The sequence below is a fragment of the Micromonospora sp. RB23 genome (assembly GCF_053585025.1).
The window spans coordinates 4,622,351-4,645,360 of the sequence record NZ_CM132111.1 but is presented as its reverse complement, the minus strand read 5'-3'; the positions used below and the strand labels follow the sequence as shown (position 1 = coordinate 4,645,360).

Sequence of the window (23,010 nt, the reverse complement as noted above, 5' to 3'; positions counted from 1 at the left end):
GCCCGGCGACTGGGACACAGGGAGACGCAATCTGCGTCGGGCCGGTTGGGAAGGTGGCCGCCGGGCCGCATTCCGCGTCGGCTGGCCTGTCGTGAGGACCGCTCCACTGTAGCCTTCGGCAGAAGCGGTTCAGCGGCCCTGATACGGGCGATCACATTGTTGTCCACGTATGTCGCAAACCGCATCCCTCCGAGCCGGAAAGGCATCCCATGCCTGATCAGGTCTTCAACATCGGCGTCGTCGGCGCCGGCCTCGTCGCGCAGACCGCCCACCTGACGGGGGTGCGAAAATCCACGTCCGCCACGCTCTACGCGATCTGCGACGCGGCGGAGGATCTGCTGCGCCGCGTGGCGGACATCCACCGCCCGGTCACCACCTTCGCCGACTACGACGCGATGCTGGCCGACGACAAGGTCGACGCCGTCATCGTCGCCGTCGCGGACGAGTTCCACGCCGCGCTCACGATCCGGGCGTTGGAGGCCGGCAAGCACGTCATCGTGGAGAAGCCGATGGCGACGACGGTGGAGGACGCGGAGGCGATCGCCGAGGCGGCCCGCCGCAACGATCGGATCGTCCTGGTCGGGCACGAGAAGCGTTACGACCCCGGTGTCGCCTTCGCGCGGGACTTCATTCGCGACGAGATCGGCGAACTCATCGCGTTGAAGCACTGGTACGGCGACTCCGCCTACCGCTACCAGATGACGGACACGCTGCAACCGGTCATCGAGTCCAGCGCGGCCTCGGTCCGCCCTCCCGGCGACCCGAAGGGTGACCGACAGCGGTACCTCGTGCTGGCACACGGGTCACACCTGTTCGACACGGCGCGCTACCTGGGCGGTCCGATCGAGAGTGTGCGCGCCCGCCTCTCGACCAGGGCCGGAGCGCACTGCTGGTTCGCCGAGGTCGCCTTCGCCAACGGTTGTCTCGGCCATCTGGACCTCACCGTCGCGGTCCGGATGGACTGGTGGGAGGGCTTCCAGGTGTACGGGGCCGAGGGCAGCGTGGTCGGCAGGGTCTTCCACCCGTGGTATCGGCGCGCCGCCGAGGTGCAGGCATTCTCCACCCGGGACGCGCAGTTCCGGCAGCCGCTCGGCGAGGACGCGGAAGTCTTCCGACACCAGGTCGACGACCTCGTCTCGGCGGCCACAGCGGGAACTGCGCTGCGCGGCGCAGACGCCGAGGACGGCCTGGCGTGCGTGCGGGGGATGGTCGCCATGACCCGATCGGTGCGATCCGGCGACTGGGTCAAGCTCGCTGACGTGAGCGGGGGTCAGTGACGGGGCTCGAGCCCCGCGTCGGCGGGGCGACGACCAGTTCGGTCTCCGGGTCGTGGTCGAGGTGCGGCGGGCCGGCCACGACCATGGTGGCCCGGGCCCAGGGCTGTTCCCGCAGCATGAACGGGAGCTCATCGCGCAGCCAGTTCGCCACGTGCTCCATCTGCTCGGGGGAGTCGCCGTCGCGGACGACCAGCAGGCGCTCCTGCTCGTCCAGGTCGCCCTGCAGGTACACCGAGGCGTCGAGCCAAGGGGCGAGTTCCTCGCGGATGATGCCGGTGCCCTCGACGTAGACGAAGTCGGTGTTGGCTGGAACGGTGATCGATCCGGGCCGGTCACGGTCGATCCAGGGCTGCGGACGGAAGTCCACCGCCTCGCCACGGTGCAGCGGGCGCAGGACGTTCTCGGCGAGCACCGTGCCCCAGTCGAAGTAGCCGTGGTGCCAGGCCACGTCGTCGGTGTGCACGATGGCGGAGTTCGGCACCGCCTCGCGCAGCCGCTCGGCCAGAGTCGTCTTTCCGGCGCCGCCACGACCGTCGATCGCGATCACCCGAGGACGCCCGGTGACGTCGGGTGACGCGTCACGAAGCTGCTGGATGACGTCGAGGACCGGCACTGCCCGCCAGCCCACCGCCTCCGTCTCGCCTGGATGTAGTCGCATCGACAACCCTTTCCCGAAACGGTGGTGGCACCCGAGGGGGCTCAGCGCCAGTCGCCCCAGCCTATCGACGCACGGGTCGGCGGACACCTCCGTGCCGTGGCGGCGGCGCCCGGCGCACCGGCGCTGTCGCGGTGGAACTAGAACCACTCGTGCGGGGCCGCCACCGGAAACAGCGCTCGGTCGCGGGTGACGACGCCTGCCGCGGGTTGCGATGGCAATGCGGCTATGGGACTGTCGACTTTCCGGAAGCCTCGTGCACCACCGCTTCTCGCCGCGTCTCGGCGACCTCCGCTGATCGCCGCGACTTTCTCGATGGTGGTGCTGGGCGTGGTGACGCCGCCACCATTCGAGCTACGTGCCGCTGATGTGCTGTGGGCTAGCGATCCGCTTCAGCGGCGGTGCCGCCACGAGGGCCACTGATTAGCCGGAGAAAGAAAGAGGGTCGCCGTATGGATGCGGACCGACAGCCGTTCGCGGTCGTGCTCGCCTTGGACGACAGCTATGCGCTGCCCGCGGCAGTGGCGATACGGTCGTTGGTGGAGAATCTCGCGTCCGATACGGCAGTGGAATTTGTCATTCTCGATCTGGGTATTTCTGCGGCCGGCGCCGATCGGCTGCGGGCCGCGGCGGCGCCCTACCGGTTGGTGGTCGAGCACTTCGACACCACGCGGCTCGCCGATCTGCCCGTCTCCACCGAGGGTCACTCCCGGCAGTTCGGTACGGTGATCTTCGGCTACCTTCACCTCCCCGTGCTGCTGGCCGGCCGCTACGAGCGCCTGCTCTATCTGGACGCCGACATCCTCGTCGTCGCCGACGTCGCACCGCTGCTGCGGCTCGACCTCGCCGGTCGACCGGTAGCCGGCGTGCCCGACTGGGGCATCCCCACGGTCTCCGACGCCCAGGGTGTCCCCGACTGGGCCGAACGGGGACTGGCACCCGACACCCGGTACCTCAACTCCGGCCTTCTGGTGATCGATGTCGACAGGTGGCTCGCCGCCGATCTCACCCGGTCCGCACTGGCCTACGCCGGCCGCCACTCGCACCTTGACCTGCCGGACCAGCAGACCTTGAACGCGGTGCTGCGCGGGGACTTCGTGACGCTGGGACGGGAGTGGAACTGCATCGTCTGGCCGCCCCTGCTGGACACCTACTCCGGGCCGCTCCCCAGGATCTGGCACTTTGTCGGCCGATTCAAGCCGTGGACACGGGGCTGCCGCTCACACCACCACCAGTTGCTGTACCAGGCCTACGCCGAACTGGTGGGTTGGCGGCCGACGTGGCTCACCGCCGGGCGTTCGCGGCTGGCCGTACCCGAGCAGAACGAGCGAGCTGCGTAGACCAGCTCGTCCAACCCGTCCGAACACGTATCCCAGGGAGATCATCTTGAGTATCGATCGACGACAGTTCCTGAGCGTCAGCGGCGCGGGGGCGCTGGGAGTCGCGCTGTCCGGCACCATCGACGCGCTCTTCAGCGGTGCGCCCGCCCTGGCGCACCACGGCAGCGGGTACGGCGACCTCCTGCCCGACCCCGCCGGGTTGCTCGACCTGCCCCGCGGGTTCCGCTACCGGGTCCTGTCCCGCGAGGGCGACCCGATGCGGGGCGGCACCGTGCCGGGCAACTTCGACGGCATGTGCACGTTCGAGAGCCCGCGTGAGGGCCGTCGGCTGGTGCGCAACCACGAGAACCGCCAGGACGCCGAGTCGCCGGTGCGGGCGATGCCCGCACTGACCTTCGACCCGGCCGCGGCTGGAGGAACCACCACCGTCGCGATACGACCGAACGGTGCCGTCGACGAGCACGTCAGCCTGGCCGGTACGGCCGTGAACTGTGCCGGTGGCAGGACCCCCTGGCAGACCTGGCTCTCCTGCGAGGAGACCGAGAGCCGTCGGGGCGAGGAGGGATACGAGGCCGACCACGGTTGGATCTTCGAGGTCGACCCGTTCCACAACCTCCGCAACGAGCGGCCGACACCGCTTACCGCCATGGGACGGTTTGTGCACGAGGCGGTCTGCGTCGACCCCGGCACCGGCGTGGTCTACGAGACCGAGGATGCCTGGGCGGAGAAGTTCGGCTGCTTCTACCGCTTCCGGCCCCGCCGCCCGCTGGGCGGTCACGGCAGTCTCCGCGCGGGCGGAACTCTCCAGGTGATGCGCGTGCCGGGCGTACCGGACCTGTCGGTGGTGCAGGAACCGGATGCCACGTTCGACAACATCGAGTGGATCGACGTGCCGGATCCCCGGGCGGTCACCACTCCGACCCGCTTCCAGGACTACGGCGCCGCAGGGGTGACCCATGCGCAGAAGCTCGAGGGCGCCTGGTGGGGCACGGACGACTGCGCCTACTTCGTCTCGTCATATGCCAGTCGGGAGGACGGGTCCGCCGCGGCCCACAAGGGTCAGGTCTGGCGGTACGACCCACGTCGGCGACGCCTCACCCTCGTGGTGGTCTTCCACGGGACCGGCAGCGAGGAGCAGCTGTTCGAGACGCCGGACAACATCTGCATGACGCCGTTCGGCGGCCTCATGCTCTGTCAGGACGGCGGCGGCGACAACTACCTGATGGGTACGACGACGGCGGGCGAGCCGTACCTGTTCGCGCGCAACCGGCAGAACATCGGTACGGAGTCGGCCCCGGCGTACGGCGAGTTCGCCGGGGTGTGTTTCTCCGCCGACGGGCGAACCCTCTACGTCAACTGCTACCAGCCGGGCACCACCTTCGCCATCACGGGACCCTTCCGCTCCTGAGCGTCGCCGCAGTCATCGCGGGCCCCGCGCCGACCCCTGTCCCGTCCGGCGGGGGTCGGCGTGCCGTCCGCCCCGCCGTCCGTCACGTCCCGACCGGATCCAACCCACCCTCCGCACCATGCCTCCGTCCGGCGCTTCCGCTTGCTGAGCGCCAGGGCAGGGCACCGGTGTCTCCACGATTGCGATGACGAGCATGCGGATTCTGCTCCTAGGAGCGTCGGGATACGTCGGCGGCGCGCTCTGGAAATCGTTCTCCGTCCGCCACCACGTCGTCGGCACCCGCGGTACGCGCGACGTCGAGGGCCTCGTCCACGTCGACCTGACCGACGCGCGGACGCTGAGCCGGCTTGCCCGGCAGGACTTCGACCTCATCGTGCACACCGCCGGGCTGGTGGGGCTGGAACAGGCGGAGGCTGATCCGGAGCGGGCGTGGCGGCTCAACGTCGAGTCGGTCCGGACTCTGCTGGAGGCGGTCCGCGACCGACCCACGCGCATCGTCTACCTGTCCAGCGACAACGTCTTCGACGGCTCCCAGGAGGCGTACGTCGAGTCCGACCGCACCGCGCCGGTGAACGCCTACGGACGCACCAAGGTCGCGGCGGAACGGCTGCTCGGCGGGCCTCACCTCGTGGTCCGGATTCCCCTCGTGTACGGCTGGAGCCCGGTCTCCGACCGGTTCCTCGCCCGGTTTCGGGGAGCGCGGACGCCGGCGCAGACCGACATCCTCTGTGCGCCGGTGTACCTGCCGAGCGTCGCCACGGCGCTCGAGGTGCTGTGGACGGAGTCCGGCGTCGTTCATCTCGGTGGCCCGGAGGTGGTCACCCGATTCGAGCTGATGTCGCGGGTCCGCGACGCCCTCGACCTTCCGACGGAGGTGGTGCCGGTGCGCAATGCCGATTCGCCGAACCCGTGGTTGCGTCCGGGTCGGCTCGTTCTGCGCAGTACCCGACACGAGCCGTTGGGGCCGGACCTGCCGACGGCGCTCGATCACCTGCGGCGGCGCCGTGGCGCCTCCCGCCGGGAACCTCCGACGTCCGGGTGACGCCACGCTGGCCGGTGGCACGGCGGCCAGGTGATCGCCGCCGCCAGCCGCCCCGCCGGCCCGGGGGCTCAGGCGGGGTCGGCTCGACGCCTCAGGGTTGGGCCGGCGGCGTTGCCAGGACCGTGGTCATGATCGTCCTTGGGGCGTCCCAGCCTGCTCCGGCTGCCGGTCGCCACCCCCGCCGGGCGCCTCGACGTGCGGGTGCGGAGCGTCCCAGGCGATCCGCCCGCCGGACAGGGTCAGCAGGAAGACCAACCCGGCGGCGAGCGCCCCGTCGGGCAGCGGTGCGGTGAAGACCGGACCACTGCGCCGCATCGGGTACGTGTACCGATTTCCGCTGCCGGTGTCGGGCCCGGTGAGCCACGGCAGGACCAGCTCCACCCGATCGGCGTGCGGCAGGTGGTAGACCACGTGCGGGACGCCCTCTCGGACCTCGATCCGACAGCGCTCACGCACCAGCCGACGCCGCGTGTCACCGGTCGACGGCGCCAACTCGGCGCAGCGGTCGAAGTCGCCGCGCCGGTAGGCGGCGTCGAACAGGCGATCCACCACGTCACGCTGCACCGGGGCGCACCGCCGGTACGCCGTCAGGTCGCCCAGGGCGAGCGCCGCCTCCGCGATCCGGCCCCGGTGGCGGCGCCAGTCGTCCTCGCTCAGCTGGTCGAACCAGCCGTAGGCCAGCGCCAGCTCGATCGGGTCGCTGCCCGCGCCGCCGCTGGGGGCCAGCGCGAACTGGTGCAGCCGGGCCAGTGCGCTGCGTTGCCAGGTGAAGCTCCGCGCCAGCCGGCGGGCATTGTCCGACAGTCGGCGGTGCGTCGCCGGTTTCTCGCGGTACACGTGCAGCGCGTGCCGGATGGTCCCGGCCAGCGACGCCGCCAACACCGCGTCGTCGGTGCGGAACGAGCGGGGGACGGCGTACCCGGTGGCGATCGGGTCGGTCAGTGGCCGGAGGTGGCCGTAGTGGCTGAGTGTCTCCTGGGCGGTGGCCACCGGCACCGCCCCGCAGGCCATCGCCTCACCGAGGGTGATGAGGAAGCCGTCCAACTCGAACTTGGACGGAAAGAGGCAGAAGTCGGCGACCGCCGCCGGCGCGAACAGGTCCTCCTCCGCGACCATCCGCCAGTCGAGGTACACGTTGCCGGGGTACCGGTCGGCAACCTCCTGGAAGTAGGGGTTGCCCGCCGCGCCGCCGGTCTCGCTGGTGCCGACCGCGCAGCGGACGAGGAAGTTGACCTCCCGGTCGTGACGCAGCACCGCGTCGACCGCCCGGAACAGCTCCAACTGACCCTTGTGGTTCTGGTCGAAGCGGGCCGCGTGATAGAAGGTCGGCCGGCGGGGGTCCAGGCCGAGCCGGCCGAGGACGGCGTCCCGGTTCACGTCGCGAGGGTCGCGGGCCAGCCACCAGTCGGGCAGCGCGCAGCCGCCCACGATCTGCTTGTGCGCCGTCTCCCGGACCACGCGGGCGACGGTGGACGAGGCGAACAGCCGCTCCGACGGGGCATCCCGGAACGTCGAGTAGTAGTCGCGTTGGCCTGCCGAGACGAAGTCGATCAGGTCGGTGTACGCCGCGACCAGCGCGTAATAGCTGGTGTAGTCCTCGCCCTGCTCGTGGCGCAGGTGTGAGGGGCGTAGGTACCGGGCCATCCGGTCGCGCAGCGGGTCGTCACCGGAGGGCTCGGCGAAACGGTCCAGATCCACTGTGACACCGAGGTGGGTCAGCAGCCTCTCCACCTGCGGCCGGTAGACCTTCCCGCTGATCGGCGGGTTCATCGCCACGGTGCTGACCACCATCCGGTCGTCGCGACGGGCGTACGCCGGCGGCAGCAGGTAGTGGAACAGCGGCTCGTACGCCTGCACGACGACCGGCTCCGGGGCGAGGAACTGGTCGATGAAGCGGATCGCGTCGACCTGGAAGACCAGCGGCTTGAGAAAGGCCAGGTCAACGCCCTGCATCTCGTTCGGCGGATAGAACTGCTCGGGCAGCAGGTCGAGGTATGCGTCGGAGAGCAGATAGAAGTCGACCCCCTCGCGTTCCAGCCGCAGACCCCGGGTGACCAGCCGCAGTTGCAGTTCCCCCGGGTGGTCGGGCCAGAGCCGCTGGTCGAGCACCACCGGAACGGTGTGCTCGTCGGTCCAGTCGACGACTGTGGCACCGTGTCGAGCGGTCAGGTGTGCGGCGCAGCCGTGCGCCGGGGTCACCACCGACACCCGGTGTCCTTCCCGGGCGTACTGGCGGGCGAGGTTCCAGACCAGGCTGGCGGTGCCGCCCCGCATCATTCGAGGGTCGAAGCCGAGCGCCTCGAAGGCGACCTTGACGATGTGCATGTTCTCCCCTCCACCGGCGTCGGCCCCCTGGGTCGGCCGGGTCGCGTCACAGGCTGTTCCGTCGCCCGGCGGTCACCGCGCAGCGCCGGGCGAGCTGGATCGCGTGGCGCAGATCCATGGCGGCGAAGTAGGCCCGGTCGTGGTCGTAGTCGTACGCCAGCTCGTGCAGCAGCCGACGGAGGTACAGCAGCCGGGAGACCGGGTGCGCGGCGGCGGCCGGGTCGTCGCGATAGCCGGCGAGCAGCAGATCGCAGACCCGGCGCTGCCACTGGTCGGCGGCCCGGCTGAGCTGGCGGAGCCGCATCCGGCGCTCGGGACTCCATCGCGGGTCCGAGGCGACGACGCCGGCGTCGAGCTCCAGGCCCGCCAGACAGGCCTGGTCGCGGGTGCCGCCGAACTCCTCGACGACCTGCTGTAGGACCTCCTCGCCGGTGAAGTACTCCGTGGCCCGGTGCAACGAGACGACGTCCTGCCACGGCGACTGGGTGGCGAAGGCCGGGTCGGTGGGTTCCAGTGCCACCGGGGACAGGTCGATCAGCCGCAGGTCCCACTCGCCGCCCGGGTGACGGCGGATCAGCACGTGACCGAGGTGCAGGTCACCGTGGCAGGGCGCAACGGGGGAGGCGGGCATCAGGTCTGCCTCGGCGGCGGCCTCGCGCAGCTCGGCGCTGAGGCCGGCCGCCGCGGTGTCCCGGGCGGCTTCCGGAAAGCGCTGATCGGTGATGATGCGGGGCAGCAGATCGGCCAGCCGGTCGTCGATGTCGTCGATGCACGCCGCGACGGGGAATGGGGCGCCGGTGGCGGGACCGGCGAGGGCGCTGTGGAAGCCGCGGAGGCTGCGGCCGACCTGACGCAGGGGGACCTCCAGCGGGCCCAGGTGGTCGCGGACGTCGTGGGGCCGATCGTCGGTGGGAACGTGCCGCCACATCTCGCGCAGGTTCTCCCGCAGGGGCACGTCCAGCGGTTCGCCGGACAGGTACTCGTAGAGCAGGCCGAGTGGCCACCGCCGTCGGGTGTGCGGCTCGACGTAGACGTAGTCACCCCGGTACGCCGCCGTGTATCCGGTGCCGTCCATCCGGCGCACCGCCGCCGGCTCGTTGAGCCCCAGGTGCAGCCTGCGGTACGTCTTGTGCACGTGTGGGGTGCCGGCCAGGTCCACCAGGGACAGAGAATTGGAGGACCAACCCGGGTCGAAGGGCAGTTGCCGCCGGAACTCGGGGGCGCCGCCCGAGAACTCGATGACACCGCCGCGCGCGGTGCGGACCCGTCGCCCGGCGGCGAGTGCCTCGGTCACAGCCCTGTCGAACGGCTCGAACGGGTGCGCCTCGCGGGCCTGCCCGGCCGCATCCCAGGTGACCACGGCGGCCCAGCGCAGGTCGAGCCGGTGCGGGGTGCCCAGCAACACCAACCGGGCGGGCCGGGGCGCGCCGGCCAGGTCGGCGTGGTCGATGACGGTGAGCCCGTCGGCGTGCCGTCCGGCGGCGTCCATCCACGGCGCCTGGCGCAGGGTGCGGACGAGCTGGTCGAGGTCGTACGGATGCGCCGGCGTCATGTCACGCACCCGCCGGCCGGCTCGTCCGCGGCCGCGAGGCCCTCGGTGCGGGGGCGCCGCGTGCGCCAGGTCCCCGTCCCCTCATCGTGGCAGCCGGTCGAGAGAAACGCGGCGGGGGCGCGGATTCGTTTCCCGGACAGAGGTGGTGCTGACGATTGTTGAACGCGGCCCAGTATGCGTTCTGCTCTGCACGATGTGATCCCCCGTTGTTCTTTCGGGATGCGGCGCGAAATGGCCATCAATTGATCACCGAGGCTACTCGTAGGCGTTTGAGTGTCGCAAGTGAGAGAGTGCCCATCGGCGTGATCGGGCACGGATCGAGTGAGCTGACCGGTGGCGGTAACTGTGCCGCCGGAGCGACTGGCCGTGCAACGATAAGTGCCTCTGCGCTGCCGGGGCGAAGTCGGCACGGCTGATCGCGGGGGCGTCGCGGCGACTCGCCGATGGTGCCCGAGAAGGTGACCATCGCTCGTGTCGCTCGGCGCCCACTCTGCCGTCGGGTGACCGCCGCCCGCCTGCACCGGTGGGGCGGCGGGCAGGCGCGCCGGTGTGCAACCGGTCGGGCGCGTGCTGGTCGATCGGTCGACGGAAGATCGGACAGGGATCGGATTCGAGCAGGTCAGGGGCGGTGCGGGTGGCTCGATCGCCAGGTCGGCGGGTAACCGGGGGTGGCCCGTCGGCAGTCGTCGGTCAGCTGTGTGGTTCTAGGAAACTTCGTCGACTGCTTGCCAATACAGCGAAAATCATGATGGTGTGAGGGTTGGGCGGAGCGGGGGCTTGACGGTCCGCGCCCGCCACGACGCCGCGGGAGTCATGGCCCCGTCGGATGCGGTGACCGCCTGATTTGCGTCGACCGAGTCTCATTCCGACAACCCGATCGGCACGGCGATCATTGGGGCGCTGGCCCGATTGGATATGTCCCTGTACCGTCTTGCAGAGTTCGATGAAGGAAAATTTGACGGCTCAGGAACAACGCATTTTGCAAACATCGCGCTACGGTCGATGAAGCTCGTTGCGCTGCGATGTCTGGTGCCGAACCGAATCAGCTCGGTGAATTGTCCAGCAGGATCCCGGCGTGCACCACGCCGCCCGGGCCGGCCTGCGGTGCGGCTACGACAACTGCCGGAACGGGCGTCTCAGGACGCGTGTGCGGCAGCGAGATCTCGACCACTACATGCGGAGCGGGGGGCACTGTGATCACGCCGAAGACGGCGGGCGAGCCCGGAGTCACTGCCGATGCCCGGGGGTTCGCGTTGCGCAGCCCGGAGGGCACCGCGTACCGGGTCGACATCGACACCGACGTGCTGTCCCCGGCGAACCCGACACTGGCCGACTACTTCGCCGGCCGGCGGGTGCTGGCGTTCGTGGGCCCCACCGTCGACCGGCTCTACGGCGCTCCTCTGCGGGCGTATCTGGATGCGCGGTTGGCCAGGGGCAGCTGGAGTATCCACCGCATCCGCTCGGGTGAGCGGCACAAGACGCTCGCCTCGGTCGAGGAGATTTGTGCGACGGCGAAGAAGCACCGCCTGGACCGGCAGGGCGTGATGCTTGCCGTCGGTGGGGGTATCACCGCGGACCTGGTCGGCTTCGCCGCCGCCATGTACGCCCGAGGCATCGACTACGTCAAGGTCAACACCACGTTGGTGGGGCAGGTGGACGTCGGCGTCGGTGTGAAGACCGGCGTCAACGCCTACGGCTCGAAGAACATGCTCGGCGCGTACCACCCGGCGGTCGGCTCGCTCAACGACCCGGGCTTCTTGAAGTCGCTGCCGGCACGTGAGATCCGCTGCGGCCTCGGAGAGATCGTCAAGATGGCGGTCATCAAGGATGCCGCGCTCTTCGGCACCCTGGCCGCGCACCCCCTGCTGTTCCAGGACACCGCGTCCAGCCGGCAGCGTGAGGATTACGTGCTGCGCACGGCGATGAAGTTGATGCTCGTCGAACTCTGCGGCAACCTGCGGGAACGCAGCCTGGCCCGGCTTGTCGACTTCGGGCACACCTTCGGGCCCGTCATCGAGGTGGCCAGCGGGCACCGGATCGCGCACGGGGAGTCGGTGGCCATCGACATGGCGATCTCCAGTCACGTCGCCCGGCTGCTGGGCATCCTCGACGTGGCCGAGTGCCGGCGCATCGTGAGCCTGCTGTGCGCTCTCGGCCTGCCGGTCTTCGACCCCGCGATCTGCACCCTCGACCTCATGCGGGCGGCGCTGCACTCCGCCTGGGACCGGCGCGGGCGGCGGCTGCACCTCGTGGTGCCCGACAGAGTCGGCTCGGCGGTCTTCGTCGACGACCTGAAAGACCTGCCGGACGACCTGCTGGCGGCGGCGCTCGATTCGCTCGCCCGCGACGCGGTGGACCGGCCGATGACGGGAGTGGCGCAATGACGAACCTGGAGAGCCTGATGCGGACCTCGGTCGGCGACCACGGCGGAGTGGGCGAGCTGCGGGTGTACCGCGCCTACGACAGGGACACCGCCCCGGCTGACGTCGCCTTCATCGACCTGGTCGTGCTGCCACCCGGCAGCTCGATCGGCCTGCACCGGCACGGGGACGACCAGGAGACCTACGTGCTGCTCCGCGGCGAGGCGACGATGCGCCGCGGCGCCGAGGAGTTTCGCGTCCGGGCCGGTGACCTGGTGATCAACCCACCGCACACCGTGCACGGCCTGGTCAACGACTCGTCGGAGGACGTACGCCTGCTGGTGTTCGAAATCGCCCCGGTCACCGGCGGGACGCCCTCGTGACCGGTCATCGCCAGCGGGATCTCCTCACCCGGGAAGCAGCCCACCTGGCACCCGGCGCCTCGGAGGAGGCGGCCGTCGGCGAGCGGGTCTTCACCTCCGGCGTCGGTACGGTGTTGACCGACGCCGACGGCAACCGGTATCTGGACTTCGCCGCGGGCACCCTCACCCAGTCCCTCGGACACTGCCACCCCGAGGTGGTCGCCGCCCTCACCGAGCAGGCCCGCCAGCTGTGGAACGTGCACGACTTCGCCACCGCTGACCGGGCCGAGCTGTGCGAGCTGCTGGCGGCCCTGCTCCCGGCGGAACTCGACACCTACGCGTACTTTTCCACCGGCGCCGAGGTGGTGGAGGCCGCGCTGCGGGCGGTCGCGGCCGTCGCCCCGCCGGGCCGCAACCGCATCGGCGCGCTGCGGTACGGCTTCCACGGCAAGACCCAGGGCGCCCGGCTGCTGGTGCACTGGGACATCGGCTACCAGTCGCTGGCCGGCAACAGCGTGCTCGGCTACTCGCCCTACTGCTACCGCTGCCCACTGGAGCTGACCTATCCGAGCTGCGGGGTGCGTTGCGCCGACCTCGTCCGCAAGCACATCGCCGACAAGCCCAACATGTCGGCACTGGTCTTCGAGCCGGTCCTCGGCGCGGCCGGGGTGATCGTTCCGCCCCCCGGCTACTGGGAGCGGATCGGCGACGCGTGCCGCTCCAACGGGGTGCTGCTCGTCGCGGATGAGGTACTCACCGGCGGGGGCCGCACCGGCACCTTCCTCGCCAGCGAGCAGTTCGGTGTCGAACCGGACCTGGTCACCCTGGCCAAGGGGATGGCCTCCGGCTTCCCGTTCGCGGTGCTCGCCGGGCGGCGGGAGGTGCTGCGCCATCCGGAAATCGACCGGGCCGGCTCCACCGCCTCCACCTTCGCGAGCAACCCGCTGGGCATCGCCGCCGCCCTGGCCACCCTGACCGTGCTGCGCCGCGACGAACTCCTCACGCAGGTCCGCGTGCTCGGTGACGTGCTGGCCGCCCGGCTGGCGACGCTGCACGATCGGCACCCGATGCTCGGGGACGTGCGCGGGCTCGGGTTGCTCTGGGGACTGGAGTTCGTCCGGGACCGGACCACCCGCACCCCGGCGCCCGAGCTGGCCCGCGCGGTCTACCGGCGCGCCCTTGACCTCGGCCTGCGTACCGCGCTCGGCGGAAACATCCTGCGGCTGGCCCCACCGTTCACGCTGGACGCTGCCGAGCTGGCCCACGGCCTCGACCTGCTCGATCAGGCGCTCACCGAGACCGCAGAGGTGACCCGGTGATCGTCGCGGATCACCTCAGCAAGCACTTCAAGCGTTTTCGGCGCGACCCCGGCCTGCGGGGCAGCCTGCGCACCCTGCTGACCCGCGATCACGAGCTGATCCGCGCGGTGGACGACGTCTCGTTCGAGGTGCCGGCCGGGGCGAAGGTGGCGTACATCGGTGCCAACGGCGCCGGAAAGTCGACCACGATCAAGTTGCTGACCGGGATCATGCGGCCCACCACCGGCCTGGCTCGGGTCGCCGGCCTCGACCCGCACACCCAGCGCACCACGGTGGCGCGTCGCATCGGCGTCGTCTTCGGCCAGCGCAGCCAGCTCTGGTGGGACCTACCCGTGCTCGACTCGTTCCGCATCCTTCGCCACCTCTACGAGGTGCCGCCGGAGGTGTACCACCGCAACATGGCGCTCTTCCGCGACCGGCTCGATCTGGACGCCCTCGGCGCCACGACGGTGCGTCAGCTCAGCCTCGGGCAGCGGATGCGGGCCGAGATCGCGGCGTGTCTGCTGCACGACCCGGCCGTGGTCTTCCTCGACGAGCCGACCATCGGGTTGGACCTCATGCTCAAACAGGCGGTCCGTGACCTGATCAATCACGTCAACGCCGAACTGGGCACGACCGTCATGCTCACCAGCCACGACATCGGCGACATCACCGGCATCTGCGACCAGGCGCTCGTCGTCGACCGGGGCACCGTCGTGCACCAGGGGACGATGCGGGAACTGCTGCACTCGGTCGACACCCGGGCGGTGATATTCGAGTACGTCCCGGGGACTGTCAGTGCGGCGGAGGCCGTCGGACGCATCGAGGCCGGGCTGCCGGAGGCGACCGCCACCCCGACCGAGGCGGGCCGGATCAGGGTGGTGTACCCGGTGCGGCGCTGGTCGGCCCGCCAGGTCATCTCGTTCCTGTTGGACGCCTTCGAACTGACCGACGTCCTCATCCCCGACGCCGACCTGGAGACCGTGCTGCGCCGCATCTACGGCAGCGACCCGACCCCGGCGGCCCCCGTGGGCGGCGCCCGATGACGCAGGCCCTGCGCAGGTACGCGCCGATCGCGCTCGCCGGGGTACACGCCGTCCTGCAGTACCGGGCGACGATCGTGCTCAGCGCGGTGACCGCGGCGACCGGCACCGCTTTGCAGGTGTTCCTCTGGCGGGCGGTGTACGCCAACACGTCCACCCCACCCGGGCTGGCGTTGACCAGCCTGACGACGTACGTGGTGCTGGCGCAGGTGCTCGCCCTGCTCCACGCCAACAAGGTCGACGACGTCGTGGCCGGCGAGGTGTACCGCGGCGACATCGCCGTGTCGCTGCTACGACCAGCCAACTACGTGCTGACCTGCCTGGTGACCAACCTCCCGGCGGCGGTGGTCGCCGCCGCCCTCGCAGGCGGGCCGGTGCTTCTGGCGTTCGCGCTGCTCACACCGCTGCGCGGGCCGACGGTGGCCAACGTGCTGTTGTTCTCCGTCGCCGCCGCGCTGTCCGTGCTGCTCGCCTTCGAGGTCAACCTGCTCGTCGGGCTGGCCGCGTTCGTCAGCACCAACACCTGGGGCATTCGCATGATCAAGAATGCCGCGGTGGCCTTCCTGGCCGGCCAGATAGTGCCGCTGGGCCTGCTGCCGGAGGACGTGGCCCGGGTCATCCGTCTCCTGCCGTTCCAGGGGCTGATCGACGGGCCGTTGCGGTTGCTGCTCGGCACGTACCGCAGCGCCGCCGAGGCCGGCGGCATCCTCGCCGTCCAGGCCGTGTGGGTGCTCGTCCTGCTCGGCGTGACCGCAGTGGCCTGGCGGGGCGCCCTGCGTCGGATTGAGGTGGTCGGCGGATGATCTGGGCGACGATCCGGCGGTACACCTGGCTGACCGTTGTGCTCTCCGGGGTGAGCATGCACCGGCTGACCGCGTACCGGTTGGACTTCTTCGTCGGCGTCGCCAGTTTCGCGATCCGGGTGGCCTGTCAGATCGCCCTGATCGGCGTGGTGTTCCGACACGTCGACGGGCTGGCCGGCTGGAACTATCAGCAGGCGCTGTTCCTGCTCGGGTTCTCGCTGCTGCCGCGCGGTCTGGACCGGCTCTTCACCGACCAGTTGTGGATCCTGGCCTGGCAGCTGGTGCGGACCGGCGACTTCTACCGCTACCTGATCCGGCCGGTGAACCCGCTGTACATCATGCTGTCCGAGCGGTTCATGTACCCGGACGGCTTCGGGGAGCTGTTGCTGGGCATCGCCATCGTGGTGATCGCCGGAGAGTCGATGGACCTGCACCTCAGCGTGGTGCAGTGGCTGCTGTTCCTCCCGCTGGTGCTCTGCGGCGCGGTCATCCAGGCGGCGGTGAAGGGACTCTTCGCCTCGCTGTCGTTCTGGACCACCTCCAGCCTCTCCGCTGTCACCGCCGTGCACCAGCTCGGCGACTTCGGGTCCTACCCGATGGGGCTCTACCACCCGATGTTGCGGGCTCTGCTGACCTGGTTGCTTCCGTTCGCCTTCACCGCCTACCTCCCGGCCCGCTACCTCATCTTCGGCGACATCGACGGACTGATCTGGATACTTCCGGTGACCGTGCTGACCGCAGCCATCGCGTACGGCACGTTCCGGCGTGGTGTCGACCGCTTCGAGATGACGGGCAGCTGAACGTGCCCCCGCTCGCCGGCTGCTGCCGTACCCGGTTCCGGTGGCCGCGGTGCGGGCCGCGACTGTCCCGCGGCACCCCGCGGTCGGCTCGCCCGCCGCCCGCAACCGTCTGCGCCGCGCCCGTTCCGTCGTCCACTCCCGTCGGAGGGATCTGACCTGATGCACGTCATCGAGACCTACTTCGAATGCGGCGGCTTCGACCACCGCTTCATCCAGGGCGGCACGTCGGTCTACCTGTGGAATCTGGCCCGAGCCGTCGCCCGGGCGGGGCACCGTGTCTCCATCGTCACGCCCGCGCACGGCCGCCTGGCCGACCTGCGGGAGCTGACCGACGTTCGCGACCTGCCCTACCGCGACAGCTATGAGCTTCCGCTGGTCCTCGACCCCCGCGTCTGGCGAGAAGGCTTCCCGGACGAGGTTCGCGTGCCGCTGTCCACCACCGCGCACCACCTCGCCCTGGAGGGGGTGAACCTCTACTTCCTCTCCAACGAGCTGCTCGACAGCCTGCCGGACCGCTTCTACCCGTCGTACGACACGAAGGGGCGGGACCTGGTCTTCTTCAAGCCCATCGCGTACCAGGTGGACAGCATCCGCTTCATCCGCCAGTACTTCGCCGGGGAGCGGGCCGTGGTGCACGCCCACGAGCCGTATTACCACTACCTGATGCCCGCGGCGTTCCGTGCCGATCCGAGCAAGCAGGTGGTCAGCACCGTGCAGAGCAACATGCCGATCGGCAAGTCCGAGTACCGACCCCTCGTGCGTCGCCTCCTGGACTTCCTCGACACGAGGTTGGCGCTGCCTCCACCGGACCCGGCGCCCGACGGGTCCCTGGCACCCATGATCCAGTACCAGCAGCGCACCCACCTGCACTACGCGTACCCCGACGACCACGTCCGCATCTACGACCTGGTCGCCGAGCACGCCGACCGGATCGATTTCCTCTCCCCGGGGCACCGGCGGTTCTACAGCGACTTCGCCAACACCCCGTTCGAGCAGGTCTTCGCCACGCTCCCGGTCGCGCAGACGGTCCAGCGACACGCGGCGAAGCAGGTGGTCGGTGGCTGCGCCATCGGCGAGGCCTGGACCGGAGCCCGGCCGGATGTCGACCGGACGTCGGTGCTGGCCGGCCTCGGCCTCGATCCGGCTCTGCCGACGTTCTTCCACAATGCCCGCTACGCGGTGCACCACAAGGGTCAGGTGGAGCTGATCCGGGCGGTGGACCGGGCGCTGACCGAAGGGCTCGCCGCCAACATCATCGTCCGCTGCATCAGTGACGCGGGCATCGACGATCCGCTGTTCCACGAGGTCGCCGCCCGGCACGCCGGCCGGATTCATCTGGAGTGGCACCGCGTCGACGACAAACGCATAGTCGAGTACGCCTCCAGCGCCGACTTCTGCCTCTTCCCGTCGAAGTTCGAGATGGACACCTTCCTCATCGCCATGGGGGAGGCGATGGCCTGCGGGGCGGTTCCCATCGCCACCGCCCAGGAGGGCATGGCGCATTTCGGGCATGTGCCGGACCCGCTGAGCGGGCCGCTGCCGCCGGGCGCCACGGGCTTCGCCGTCAACCGGTCGTTCGCCGAGGACGACCGGCTGCTGGTCGACGCGCTGGTGGACCGGATGCATGCCGCTGTTCGGCTGCTGCGCGAGGATCCGGACCGTTACGCCGCGATGTCAGCGAACGCCGCCGCGACAGCCCGCGCGTTCACCTGGGACCGGTGCGCCGATCGGCAGCTGGCCACCTTCACCGCCCTTCAGGGAGGTGTCCCGCCCGAGCTACCCGTCGAGCGGATCCTCGAGCACGGCTGGTTCGACCTGCTCCCGGAGTCCGCGTGGACGGAGCACCGGGAGGCCGTCGCGGAGGCTGCGCTGCGCCGCGGCGACATCGAGGCGTACGGGCGGTGCCGGCCGGTCGACGACGAGGCGGCCTGCCAGCTGTTCGAGGCCGCCTGGGAACGGGCCGACACCGCGGCCTGCGCGCGTGCCGCCGAGGGTCGGCCCGACCTGTCGACCCGGCTCCGGAAACGCTACGAGCTGAGCGTGGGACGCCTGCGGCACCACATGCCGCACGTGGTCCGCGCTGAACTGGTCCTACCCGGCGACCCCGACGACCTGCGCGCCCCGGCCACAGTGCTGCCGATGGCCCGCTCCGACGACGGATTCGAGGTGGCGCTGCCGGCCGGGACGACGTCCCCGCTGCACGTGCTGCTCACCCTCGCCTCCGGTCGCACCACGTGGGACGTGGTCGGTCATGCGTGACGAGGTACGCGCGGTCCTGCTCGCCGGCGGCGAGGGACGCCGGATGGGCCGGCTGGGCCAGGGCCGGCTCAAGCCGCTGATTCCGTTCGGCGGGTCCTGCCGCCTGATCGACTTCAGCCTGGCCAACGCCGCCGCGTCCCGCCTGCCGCTGGTGGTGCTGCTGTCGCAGTACGAGGAGCGGCGGCTCATGGACGACCTGCGCCGGACCTGGTGGCGGCGGGACTTCCGGGTGCACTTCGGTCCGTGGGACGAGTGGTACCGCGACGGCGTTCCCGGCCCGCTGCCCGCCTCGGACGCCCCGCCGGAGCGGGGAACGGCCGATGCCCTGATCCGTAAGGCGCGCTACATCTTCGAGCCGGGCGTACGGGACGTCCTGGTCCAGCACTCCGACCACGTGTACCGCTTCGACTACCGGCCGATGATCGCCCAACACCGGGCCAGTGGGGCCTCCCTGACCCTGGCCTACCAGCGGATCGACCCCCGCTACGTCCACCTGTTCGGCATGGTCGAGTTCGATCCGATGGGCCGGCTCACCCGGTTCGTGGAGAAGCCGTCCACCGTAACCAGTGACCTCGTCTTCTCCGCGTTCTGCCTCTTCGACGCGGCCGTGCTGCACCGGTACCTGGAGCAGCTCGACGGCACCGACTGGCAGCACGACATCAGCCGGGACGTGATTCCGGCGATGCTCGCCGCGGGGGAGCGGATCGAGGGTTACCCGGTGCAGGGCTACTGGGCGGACATCGGCACCGTGGAGCGGTACCACAGTGCCCACCTGGGCATGGTCGACCCGGGCACGGCGGCCCGCCCGGACCTGGACACCATGCCCCGCACCGTCGCTCCGGCCGTGGCACGTTCCCTGATCAGGGACGGTTCCGGGGTGCGGCGCAGCGTCGTCCCGGTCGGCCTGGTCAACGCCGGGCTGGTCGAGGAGAGCGTCGTCTTTCCCGGGGCGAGAGTGGGGGCCGGGGCGCACGTCACCCGCTCCGTGCTCCTGCCGGGTGCGCAGGTGGCCGACGGCGTCCGGCTGGACTCGGTCATCGTCTGCGAGGACGGCTTCGTGCAGGACGTCCCCGAGCCGCCGGTCGTGACGGGAGCCGACCGTTGAGCGGACCGCTGGTCGTGGTGCTCGATGTCGGCGGGACGACACTGCGGTCGGCATGCTTCGACCGGGCCACGAGGATGCTGCGCGGGATCAGCCGGGTGCCAACGGAGGGGATCGGTAGGTACCCGTCGGCGCCGGTCACCGATCTGCACGAGCGGGTGGTCGACCAGATTGTCGAGGTTGCCGGGGCCCAGCTGCGGGCACACGGGGCGGGCGCGGTGTCGGTGGCGTTCGCCGGGCCGACCACCACGACCGGCGCGGCACTCGCCGCCCCGACCATCTTCGGCGCCGGTGGACCGCCGATGCCGCTGGGCGAGCTGGTCGGGGCCCGGCTGGGCGTGCCGGTCTCGGTGGTCAACGACCTCACCGCGGCGTCCTGGCGCTACCGCGACACCATCCCCGCGCCGTTCTGCCTCATCACTGTCAGCTCGGGCGTCGGCAACAAGGTCTTCTGGGGTGACAGGGTGCTCGTGGACCCCGACGGCCACGGCGGCGAGCTGGGCCACTGGCGGATCGATCCCGCGCCGGACGCCCCGATCTGCGACTGTGGGCAGCGCGGGCATCTCGGCGCACTGGCCTCGGGACGGGCGATGCAGGCAGCCGCTCGCCGGGCGGCCGCCGCGGATCCCCGCGCCTTCGCCACCTCCGCCCTGGCCCGGGTCGGTCCTGCCGAGGCCATCGACAACACCGCGCTGGTAGCCGCGATCCACGCAGGAGACACCTTCGCCCTCGACGTGCTCCGGTCCGGGCTGCGGCACCTGGCGACCGCGATCACCGGGATGTTCACCGCGATCGGGGTCCGCCGGTACGTGCTGATCGGCGGGTTCGCCCAAGCCGTCGGGGAGCCCTTCGTCGACCTGCTGCGGGAGGCACTCGCGGCGGCGGGTTGCTTCGGTCTCGATCGGGCCGCGATCGACGGGATGGTCGTGTTCGGTGAGCCGGACGACGACCATGGCCTGATCGGGGCGGGCCGGTTGATGGACGTCCAGCTCTCCGGGAGCACCCCGCTGGCGCTGGCGGGTCCCTGAATGCGAAGGAGGAGAAGGTGCGTGTTCTCGTAGTTGGCAGCGGATTCGTCGGCCGTACGGTGGCCGGGGCCGTGGGGGCCGGCGGTAACCAGGCGGTGTTGGCCTCTCGGCGCCGCCCGGACGGGGTGGCGGCCTGGGTCGGTCTCGACGTCACCGACGCTGACGCCTGCGTCGCCGTGCTGCGCGACATCCGTCCGGACGGCGTGGTGGCCGTGCACGGTCCCTCCGACGTCACCTGGTGCGAGGAGCATCCGGAGGAGGCACGACAGGCGCACCTGGGCAGCGCGGAGAATCTGGTGCGGGCGGCGCGGAACGTCCGGCTGGTCCAGATCTCCACCGACAACGTCTTCGACGGCGCGGCACCCGGGTACGACGAGACGGCCCGGCCCGCCGCGGCCAACGCCTACGGCCGGGCGAAGTTGGCCGCCGAGCGGGCGTCGTGGGAGCACGGCGACAGCACCGTGCTGCGCGTGAGCCTGATCTACGGCCCCGAGTCTCCCGCCCCCGGGCGGCGGCCGAACTTCGTCGCCCACTGCGCCCAGGAGCTGCGCGCCGGTCGGTCCGTGACGGTGCCAGACCGACAGTGGACCACCCCCGTGTACGTGGACGACGTCGCCGCGGTCACCGTCGCCGCGCTCGGTGGCGCACCGCCGCTGCTGCACCTGGGCGGGCCTCGCCGGATCAGCCGCGTCGACTGGGCGTACGCGATAGCAGACCGGATCGGCGCGTCGGGGTCGCTGGTGGAGGTGGAGCCGAAGGAGTCCGGCCGGTACGCCTGCCGTCCGGTGAACTCGTGCCTGACCAGCGTGCTCCTACCCGATCTGCTCGACCGCTGGGGGCTTGCGGTGCGCGACGTCGACGCGGGGCTGGTCGCCTCGGTGGGGGCGGCGGCGTGAGCGGGCGCGTCACCGGCACCGGCTCCCGTGTCGTGTACCGCAACCGATGGATGACCGTTCGGGAGGACGAGGTGCGATATGCCAACGGCAGCACGGGTTTCTACGGTGTGGTGGACAAGCCCGACTACGCGTTGATCATCCCACGCGACGGGGATCGGCTGCACATGGTGGAGCAGTACCGGTACCCGGTGGGCGGGCGGTACTGGGAGTTCCCCCAGGGGTCGTGGCCCGAGAGCACCAACGGGCGGTCGACTGTCGAGCTGGCCAGCCACGAGCTGCGTGAGGAGACCGGACTGTCCGCGACGACGCTCGTGCCCCTCGGACGGGTGCACGTGGCGTACGGCTACTCGACACAGGGCTGTCACGTGTTCCTCGCCGAGGGGTTGCGCGCGGGCGAGCCGGCCCGGGAGACCACCGAGTCCGACATGCGGCAGGACTGGTTCGACCGCGACGCCTGCCAGAACCTCATCGCCGCGGGCCGGATCACCGACTCGGCGACCCTGGCGGCGTTGGCACTGCTCGACCTGCACGACCGTCGGGCTGAGGGGCGGTGAGTCAGCTGGGTCGCGAAGCCGCGGAACGACCGCACGGCCGGGTGACGGGTGACCCCGGGGCGCCACCGTTCCGGGTGGTCGCCACCGACCTCGACGGCACCCTGCTGCGCCGGGATCTCACCATCTCGCCGCGCACCCAGGCCGCGCTGGGCCGCATACGGGCCGCTGGCGCCCTGCACGTGGTGGTCACCGGCCGTTCGGCGATGGGCTGCCGCCGGCTGCTGGGCGGGGTGACGTACGACGGGGTTGCGGTCTGCGGCCAGGGCGCCGAGTTGTACGACTTTGCCAGCGCCCGGGTCCTCGCCTCACGCCTGCACGACACGGAGGTTCTGGTGTCGGCGCTGCGCCGGCTACGAGAGGTGACCGGCCCGCTGGAATTCGGTGTGGTGTCCGGGCGGCCGGACGGGCAGTTCCTGGCCACACCGGGATTCGCCGCCAAGCCGGGGCGGGACTGGACGGTCGTGACCGACGAGCGCGAGCTGTGGGAGAGGCCGGTGGCGAAGGTGCTGTTGCGGCACCCTGACCTCGATGACGACACGTTGACCGCGTTGGCGGAGCGGGAGTGCGCTCCGCAGGTCGCCGTGACGCACTCCGGCACCGCGCTGGTCGAGGTGCTGCCGGCGGGGGTGAGCAAGGCCAGCGGACTGGCCGCGGCAGCCGAGCACATCGGGTTCACCCGGGCCGAGACGATCGCCTTCGGGGACATGCCGAACGACATCCCGCTGCTGACCTGGGCGGGCTGGGGTGTGGCGATGGGCAATGCCCACCCCCGGCTGCGCACCTACGCCGACGAGATCACCGTCGATCACGAGCAGGACGGTGTTGCGGTGGTCCTGGAACGATTGTTCCTGTGATGCCGATAGTTCTGGCTCTGCTCAACTCCCGCGCGTTCACCTCGACGCCCGG

Annotated in this window: 19 protein-coding genes; 16 read left to right on the top strand and 3 right to left on the bottom strand. The window is 70.7% G+C overall.

All coding sequences use genetic code 11. The features are described from left to right. Nucleotides 1–209: 209 nt before the first annotated feature. Nucleotides 210–1,277, top strand: coding sequence for a Gfo/Idh/MocA family protein (locus tag ACTFTM_RS21220; protein ID WP_449562235.1), 1,068 nt, complete (start codon nucleotides 210–212; stop codon nucleotides 1,275–1,277). Here the strand turns inward: ACTFTM_RS21220 and ACTFTM_RS21215 are convergent. Beyond that, nucleotides 1,246–1,935: a uridine kinase family protein gene (locus ACTFTM_RS21215; protein ID WP_449562234.1), complete on the bottom strand. Its 690-nt coding sequence runs from the start codon at nucleotides 1,933–1,935 to the stop codon at nucleotides 1,246–1,248. The two genes, ACTFTM_RS21220 and ACTFTM_RS21215, sit on opposite strands and share 32 nt — an antisense overlap. Nucleotides 1,936–2,384: 449 nt before the next feature. Between ACTFTM_RS21215 and ACTFTM_RS21210 the strand changes: the two genes are divergently transcribed. From ACTFTM_RS21210 to ACTFTM_RS21200, 3 genes are all read left to right on the top strand, one after another. Continuing rightward, nucleotides 2,385–3,272, top strand: a complete 888-nt coding sequence (locus ACTFTM_RS21210) for a glycosyltransferase family 8 protein (protein ID WP_449562233.1) — start codon at nucleotides 2,385–2,387, stop codon at nucleotides 3,270–3,272. A 46-nt stretch (nucleotides 3,273–3,318) separates the two neighbouring features. Continuing rightward, the gene (locus ACTFTM_RS21205; protein ID WP_449562232.1) at nucleotides 3,319–4,680 is read left to right on the top strand and encodes an alkaline phosphatase PhoX; all 1,362 of its coding nucleotides are present in this window, start codon (nucleotides 3,319–3,321) and stop codon (nucleotides 4,678–4,680) included. Nucleotides 4,681–4,873: 193 nt separating this feature from the next. Next, on the top strand, nucleotides 4,874–5,722 hold the full coding sequence (locus tag ACTFTM_RS21200) for an SDR family oxidoreductase (protein ID WP_449562231.1): 849 nt from the start codon (nucleotides 4,874–4,876) through the stop codon (nucleotides 5,720–5,722). Between the two features lie 126 nt (nucleotides 5,723–5,848). Here the strand turns inward: ACTFTM_RS21200 and ACTFTM_RS21195 are convergent, their stop codons facing one another. Together ACTFTM_RS21195 and ACTFTM_RS21190 are read right to left on the bottom strand one after the other, a co-directional pair. Next, complete coding sequence (locus ACTFTM_RS21195) at nucleotides 5,849–8,047, bottom strand: glycosyltransferase (RefSeq protein WP_449562230.1); 2,199 nt, start codon at nucleotides 8,045–8,047, stop codon at nucleotides 5,849–5,851. A gap of 46 nt (nucleotides 8,048–8,093) precedes the next feature. Next, nucleotides 8,094–9,599 (bottom strand): hypothetical protein, encoded by a 1,506-nt coding sequence (locus tag ACTFTM_RS21190; protein WP_449562229.1) that lies wholly within the window; start codon nucleotides 9,597–9,599, stop codon nucleotides 8,094–8,096. Nucleotides 9,600–10,792: 1,193 nt separating this feature from the next. On the opposite strand from ACTFTM_RS21190, the gene ACTFTM_RS21185 reads away from it, so the two are divergent. The 12 genes from ACTFTM_RS21185 (at nucleotide 10,793) to ACTFTM_RS21130 (ending at nucleotide 22,958) form a co-directional block, all read left to right on the top strand. Beyond that, nucleotides 10,793–11,983 carry a sedoheptulose 7-phosphate cyclase gene (locus ACTFTM_RS21185; RefSeq protein ID WP_449562228.1) on the top strand — a complete coding sequence of 397 codons (1,191 nt, stop codon included), beginning with the start codon at nucleotides 10,793–10,795 and terminating at the stop codon, nucleotides 11,981–11,983. After that, complete coding sequence (locus ACTFTM_RS21180; RefSeq protein ID WP_449562227.1) at nucleotides 11,980–12,342, top strand: cupin domain-containing protein; 363 nt, start codon at nucleotides 11,980–11,982, stop codon at nucleotides 12,340–12,342. Before ACTFTM_RS21185 ends, ACTFTM_RS21180 begins: the two co-directional genes overlap by 4 nt. After that, nucleotides 12,339–13,640 (top strand): aspartate aminotransferase family protein, encoded by a 1,302-nt coding sequence (locus ACTFTM_RS21175; protein WP_449562226.1) that lies wholly within the window; start codon nucleotides 12,339–12,341, stop codon nucleotides 13,638–13,640. The genes ACTFTM_RS21180 and ACTFTM_RS21175 overlap by 4 nt, the downstream gene beginning before the upstream one ends. After that, a complete protein-coding gene (locus tag ACTFTM_RS21170) occupies nucleotides 13,637–14,665 on the top strand; it encodes an ABC transporter ATP-binding protein (protein WP_449562225.1) in 1,029 nt (342 codons plus the stop codon). The genes ACTFTM_RS21175 and ACTFTM_RS21170 overlap by 4 nt, the downstream gene beginning before the upstream one ends. Further along, entirely contained in the window at nucleotides 14,662–15,465 is an 804-nt protein-coding gene (locus ACTFTM_RS21165; protein WP_449562224.1) for an ABC transporter permease, read from the top strand. Before ACTFTM_RS21170 ends, ACTFTM_RS21165 begins: the two co-directional genes overlap by 4 nt. Continuing rightward, on the top strand, nucleotides 15,462–16,265 hold the full coding sequence (locus tag ACTFTM_RS21160; protein ID WP_449562223.1) for an ABC transporter permease: 804 nt from the start codon (nucleotides 15,462–15,464) through the stop codon (nucleotides 16,263–16,265). Before ACTFTM_RS21165 ends, ACTFTM_RS21160 begins: the two co-directional genes overlap by 4 nt. Before the next feature lie 159 nt (nucleotides 16,266–16,424). Further along, entirely contained in the window at nucleotides 16,425–18,524 is a 2,100-nt protein-coding gene (locus ACTFTM_RS21155; protein ID WP_449562222.1) for a glycosyltransferase, read from the top strand. Beyond that, a complete protein-coding gene (locus tag ACTFTM_RS21150) occupies nucleotides 18,517–19,629 on the top strand; it encodes a sugar phosphate nucleotidyltransferase (protein WP_449562220.1) in 1,113 nt (370 codons plus the stop codon). The genes ACTFTM_RS21155 and ACTFTM_RS21150 overlap by 8 nt, the downstream gene beginning before the upstream one ends. Next, on the top strand, nucleotides 19,626–20,654 hold the full coding sequence (locus ACTFTM_RS21145; protein ID WP_449562219.1) for an ROK family protein: 1,029 nt from the start codon (nucleotides 19,626–19,628) through the stop codon (nucleotides 20,652–20,654). The genes ACTFTM_RS21150 and ACTFTM_RS21145 overlap by 4 nt, the downstream gene beginning before the upstream one ends. A 17-nt stretch (nucleotides 20,655–20,671) precedes the next feature. Next, entirely contained in the window at nucleotides 20,672–21,550 is an 879-nt protein-coding gene (locus ACTFTM_RS21140; protein WP_449562218.1) for an SDR family oxidoreductase, read from the top strand. Between the two features lie 50 nt (nucleotides 21,551–21,600). Beyond that, complete coding sequence (locus ACTFTM_RS21135) at nucleotides 21,601–22,104, top strand: NUDIX domain-containing protein (RefSeq protein WP_449562217.1); 504 nt, start codon at nucleotides 21,601–21,603, stop codon at nucleotides 22,102–22,104. Beyond that, nucleotides 22,101–22,958, top strand: coding sequence for a Cof-type HAD-IIB family hydrolase (locus tag ACTFTM_RS21130; RefSeq protein WP_449562216.1), 858 nt, complete (start codon nucleotides 22,101–22,103; stop codon nucleotides 22,956–22,958). Before ACTFTM_RS21135 ends, ACTFTM_RS21130 begins: the two co-directional genes overlap by 4 nt. Nucleotides 22,959–23,010: the final 52 nt, after the last annotated feature.

Coding starts and splice junctions, on each gene's coding strand:
- ACTFTM_RS21220 (WP_449562235.1), top strand. CDS start 210: ATGCCTGATCAGGTCTTCAACATCGGCGTCGTCGGCGCCGGCCTCGTC.
- ACTFTM_RS21215 (WP_449562234.1), bottom strand. CDS start 1,935: ATGCGACTACATCCAGGCGAGACGGAGGCGGTGGGCTGGCGGGCAGTG.
- ACTFTM_RS21210 (WP_449562233.1), top strand. CDS start 2,385: ATGGATGCGGACCGACAGCCGTTCGCGGTCGTGCTCGCCTTGGACGAC.
- ACTFTM_RS21200 (WP_449562231.1), top strand. CDS start 4,874: ATGCGGATTCTGCTCCTAGGAGCGTCGGGATACGTCGGCGGCGCGCTC.
- ACTFTM_RS21195 (WP_449562230.1), bottom strand. CDS start 8,047: ATGCACATCGTCAAGGTCGCCTTCGAGGCGCTCGGCTTCGACCCTCGA.
- ACTFTM_RS21190 (WP_449562229.1), bottom strand. CDS start 9,599: ATGACGCCGGCGCATCCGTACGACCTCGACCAGCTCGTCCGCACCCTG.
- ACTFTM_RS21180 (WP_449562227.1), top strand. CDS start 11,980: ATGACGAACCTGGAGAGCCTGATGCGGACCTCGGTCGGCGACCACGGC.
- ACTFTM_RS21165 (WP_449562224.1), top strand. CDS start 14,662: ATGACGCAGGCCCTGCGCAGGTACGCGCCGATCGCGCTCGCCGGGGTA.
- ACTFTM_RS21160 (WP_449562223.1), top strand. CDS start 15,462: ATGATCTGGGCGACGATCCGGCGGTACACCTGGCTGACCGTTGTGCTC.
- ACTFTM_RS21155 (WP_449562222.1), top strand. CDS start 16,425: ATGCACGTCATCGAGACCTACTTCGAATGCGGCGGCTTCGACCACCGC.
- ACTFTM_RS21150 (WP_449562220.1), top strand. CDS start 18,517: ATGCGTGACGAGGTACGCGCGGTCCTGCTCGCCGGCGGCGAGGGACGC.
- ACTFTM_RS21135 (WP_449562217.1), top strand. CDS start 21,601: ATGACCGTTCGGGAGGACGAGGTGCGATATGCCAACGGCAGCACGGGT.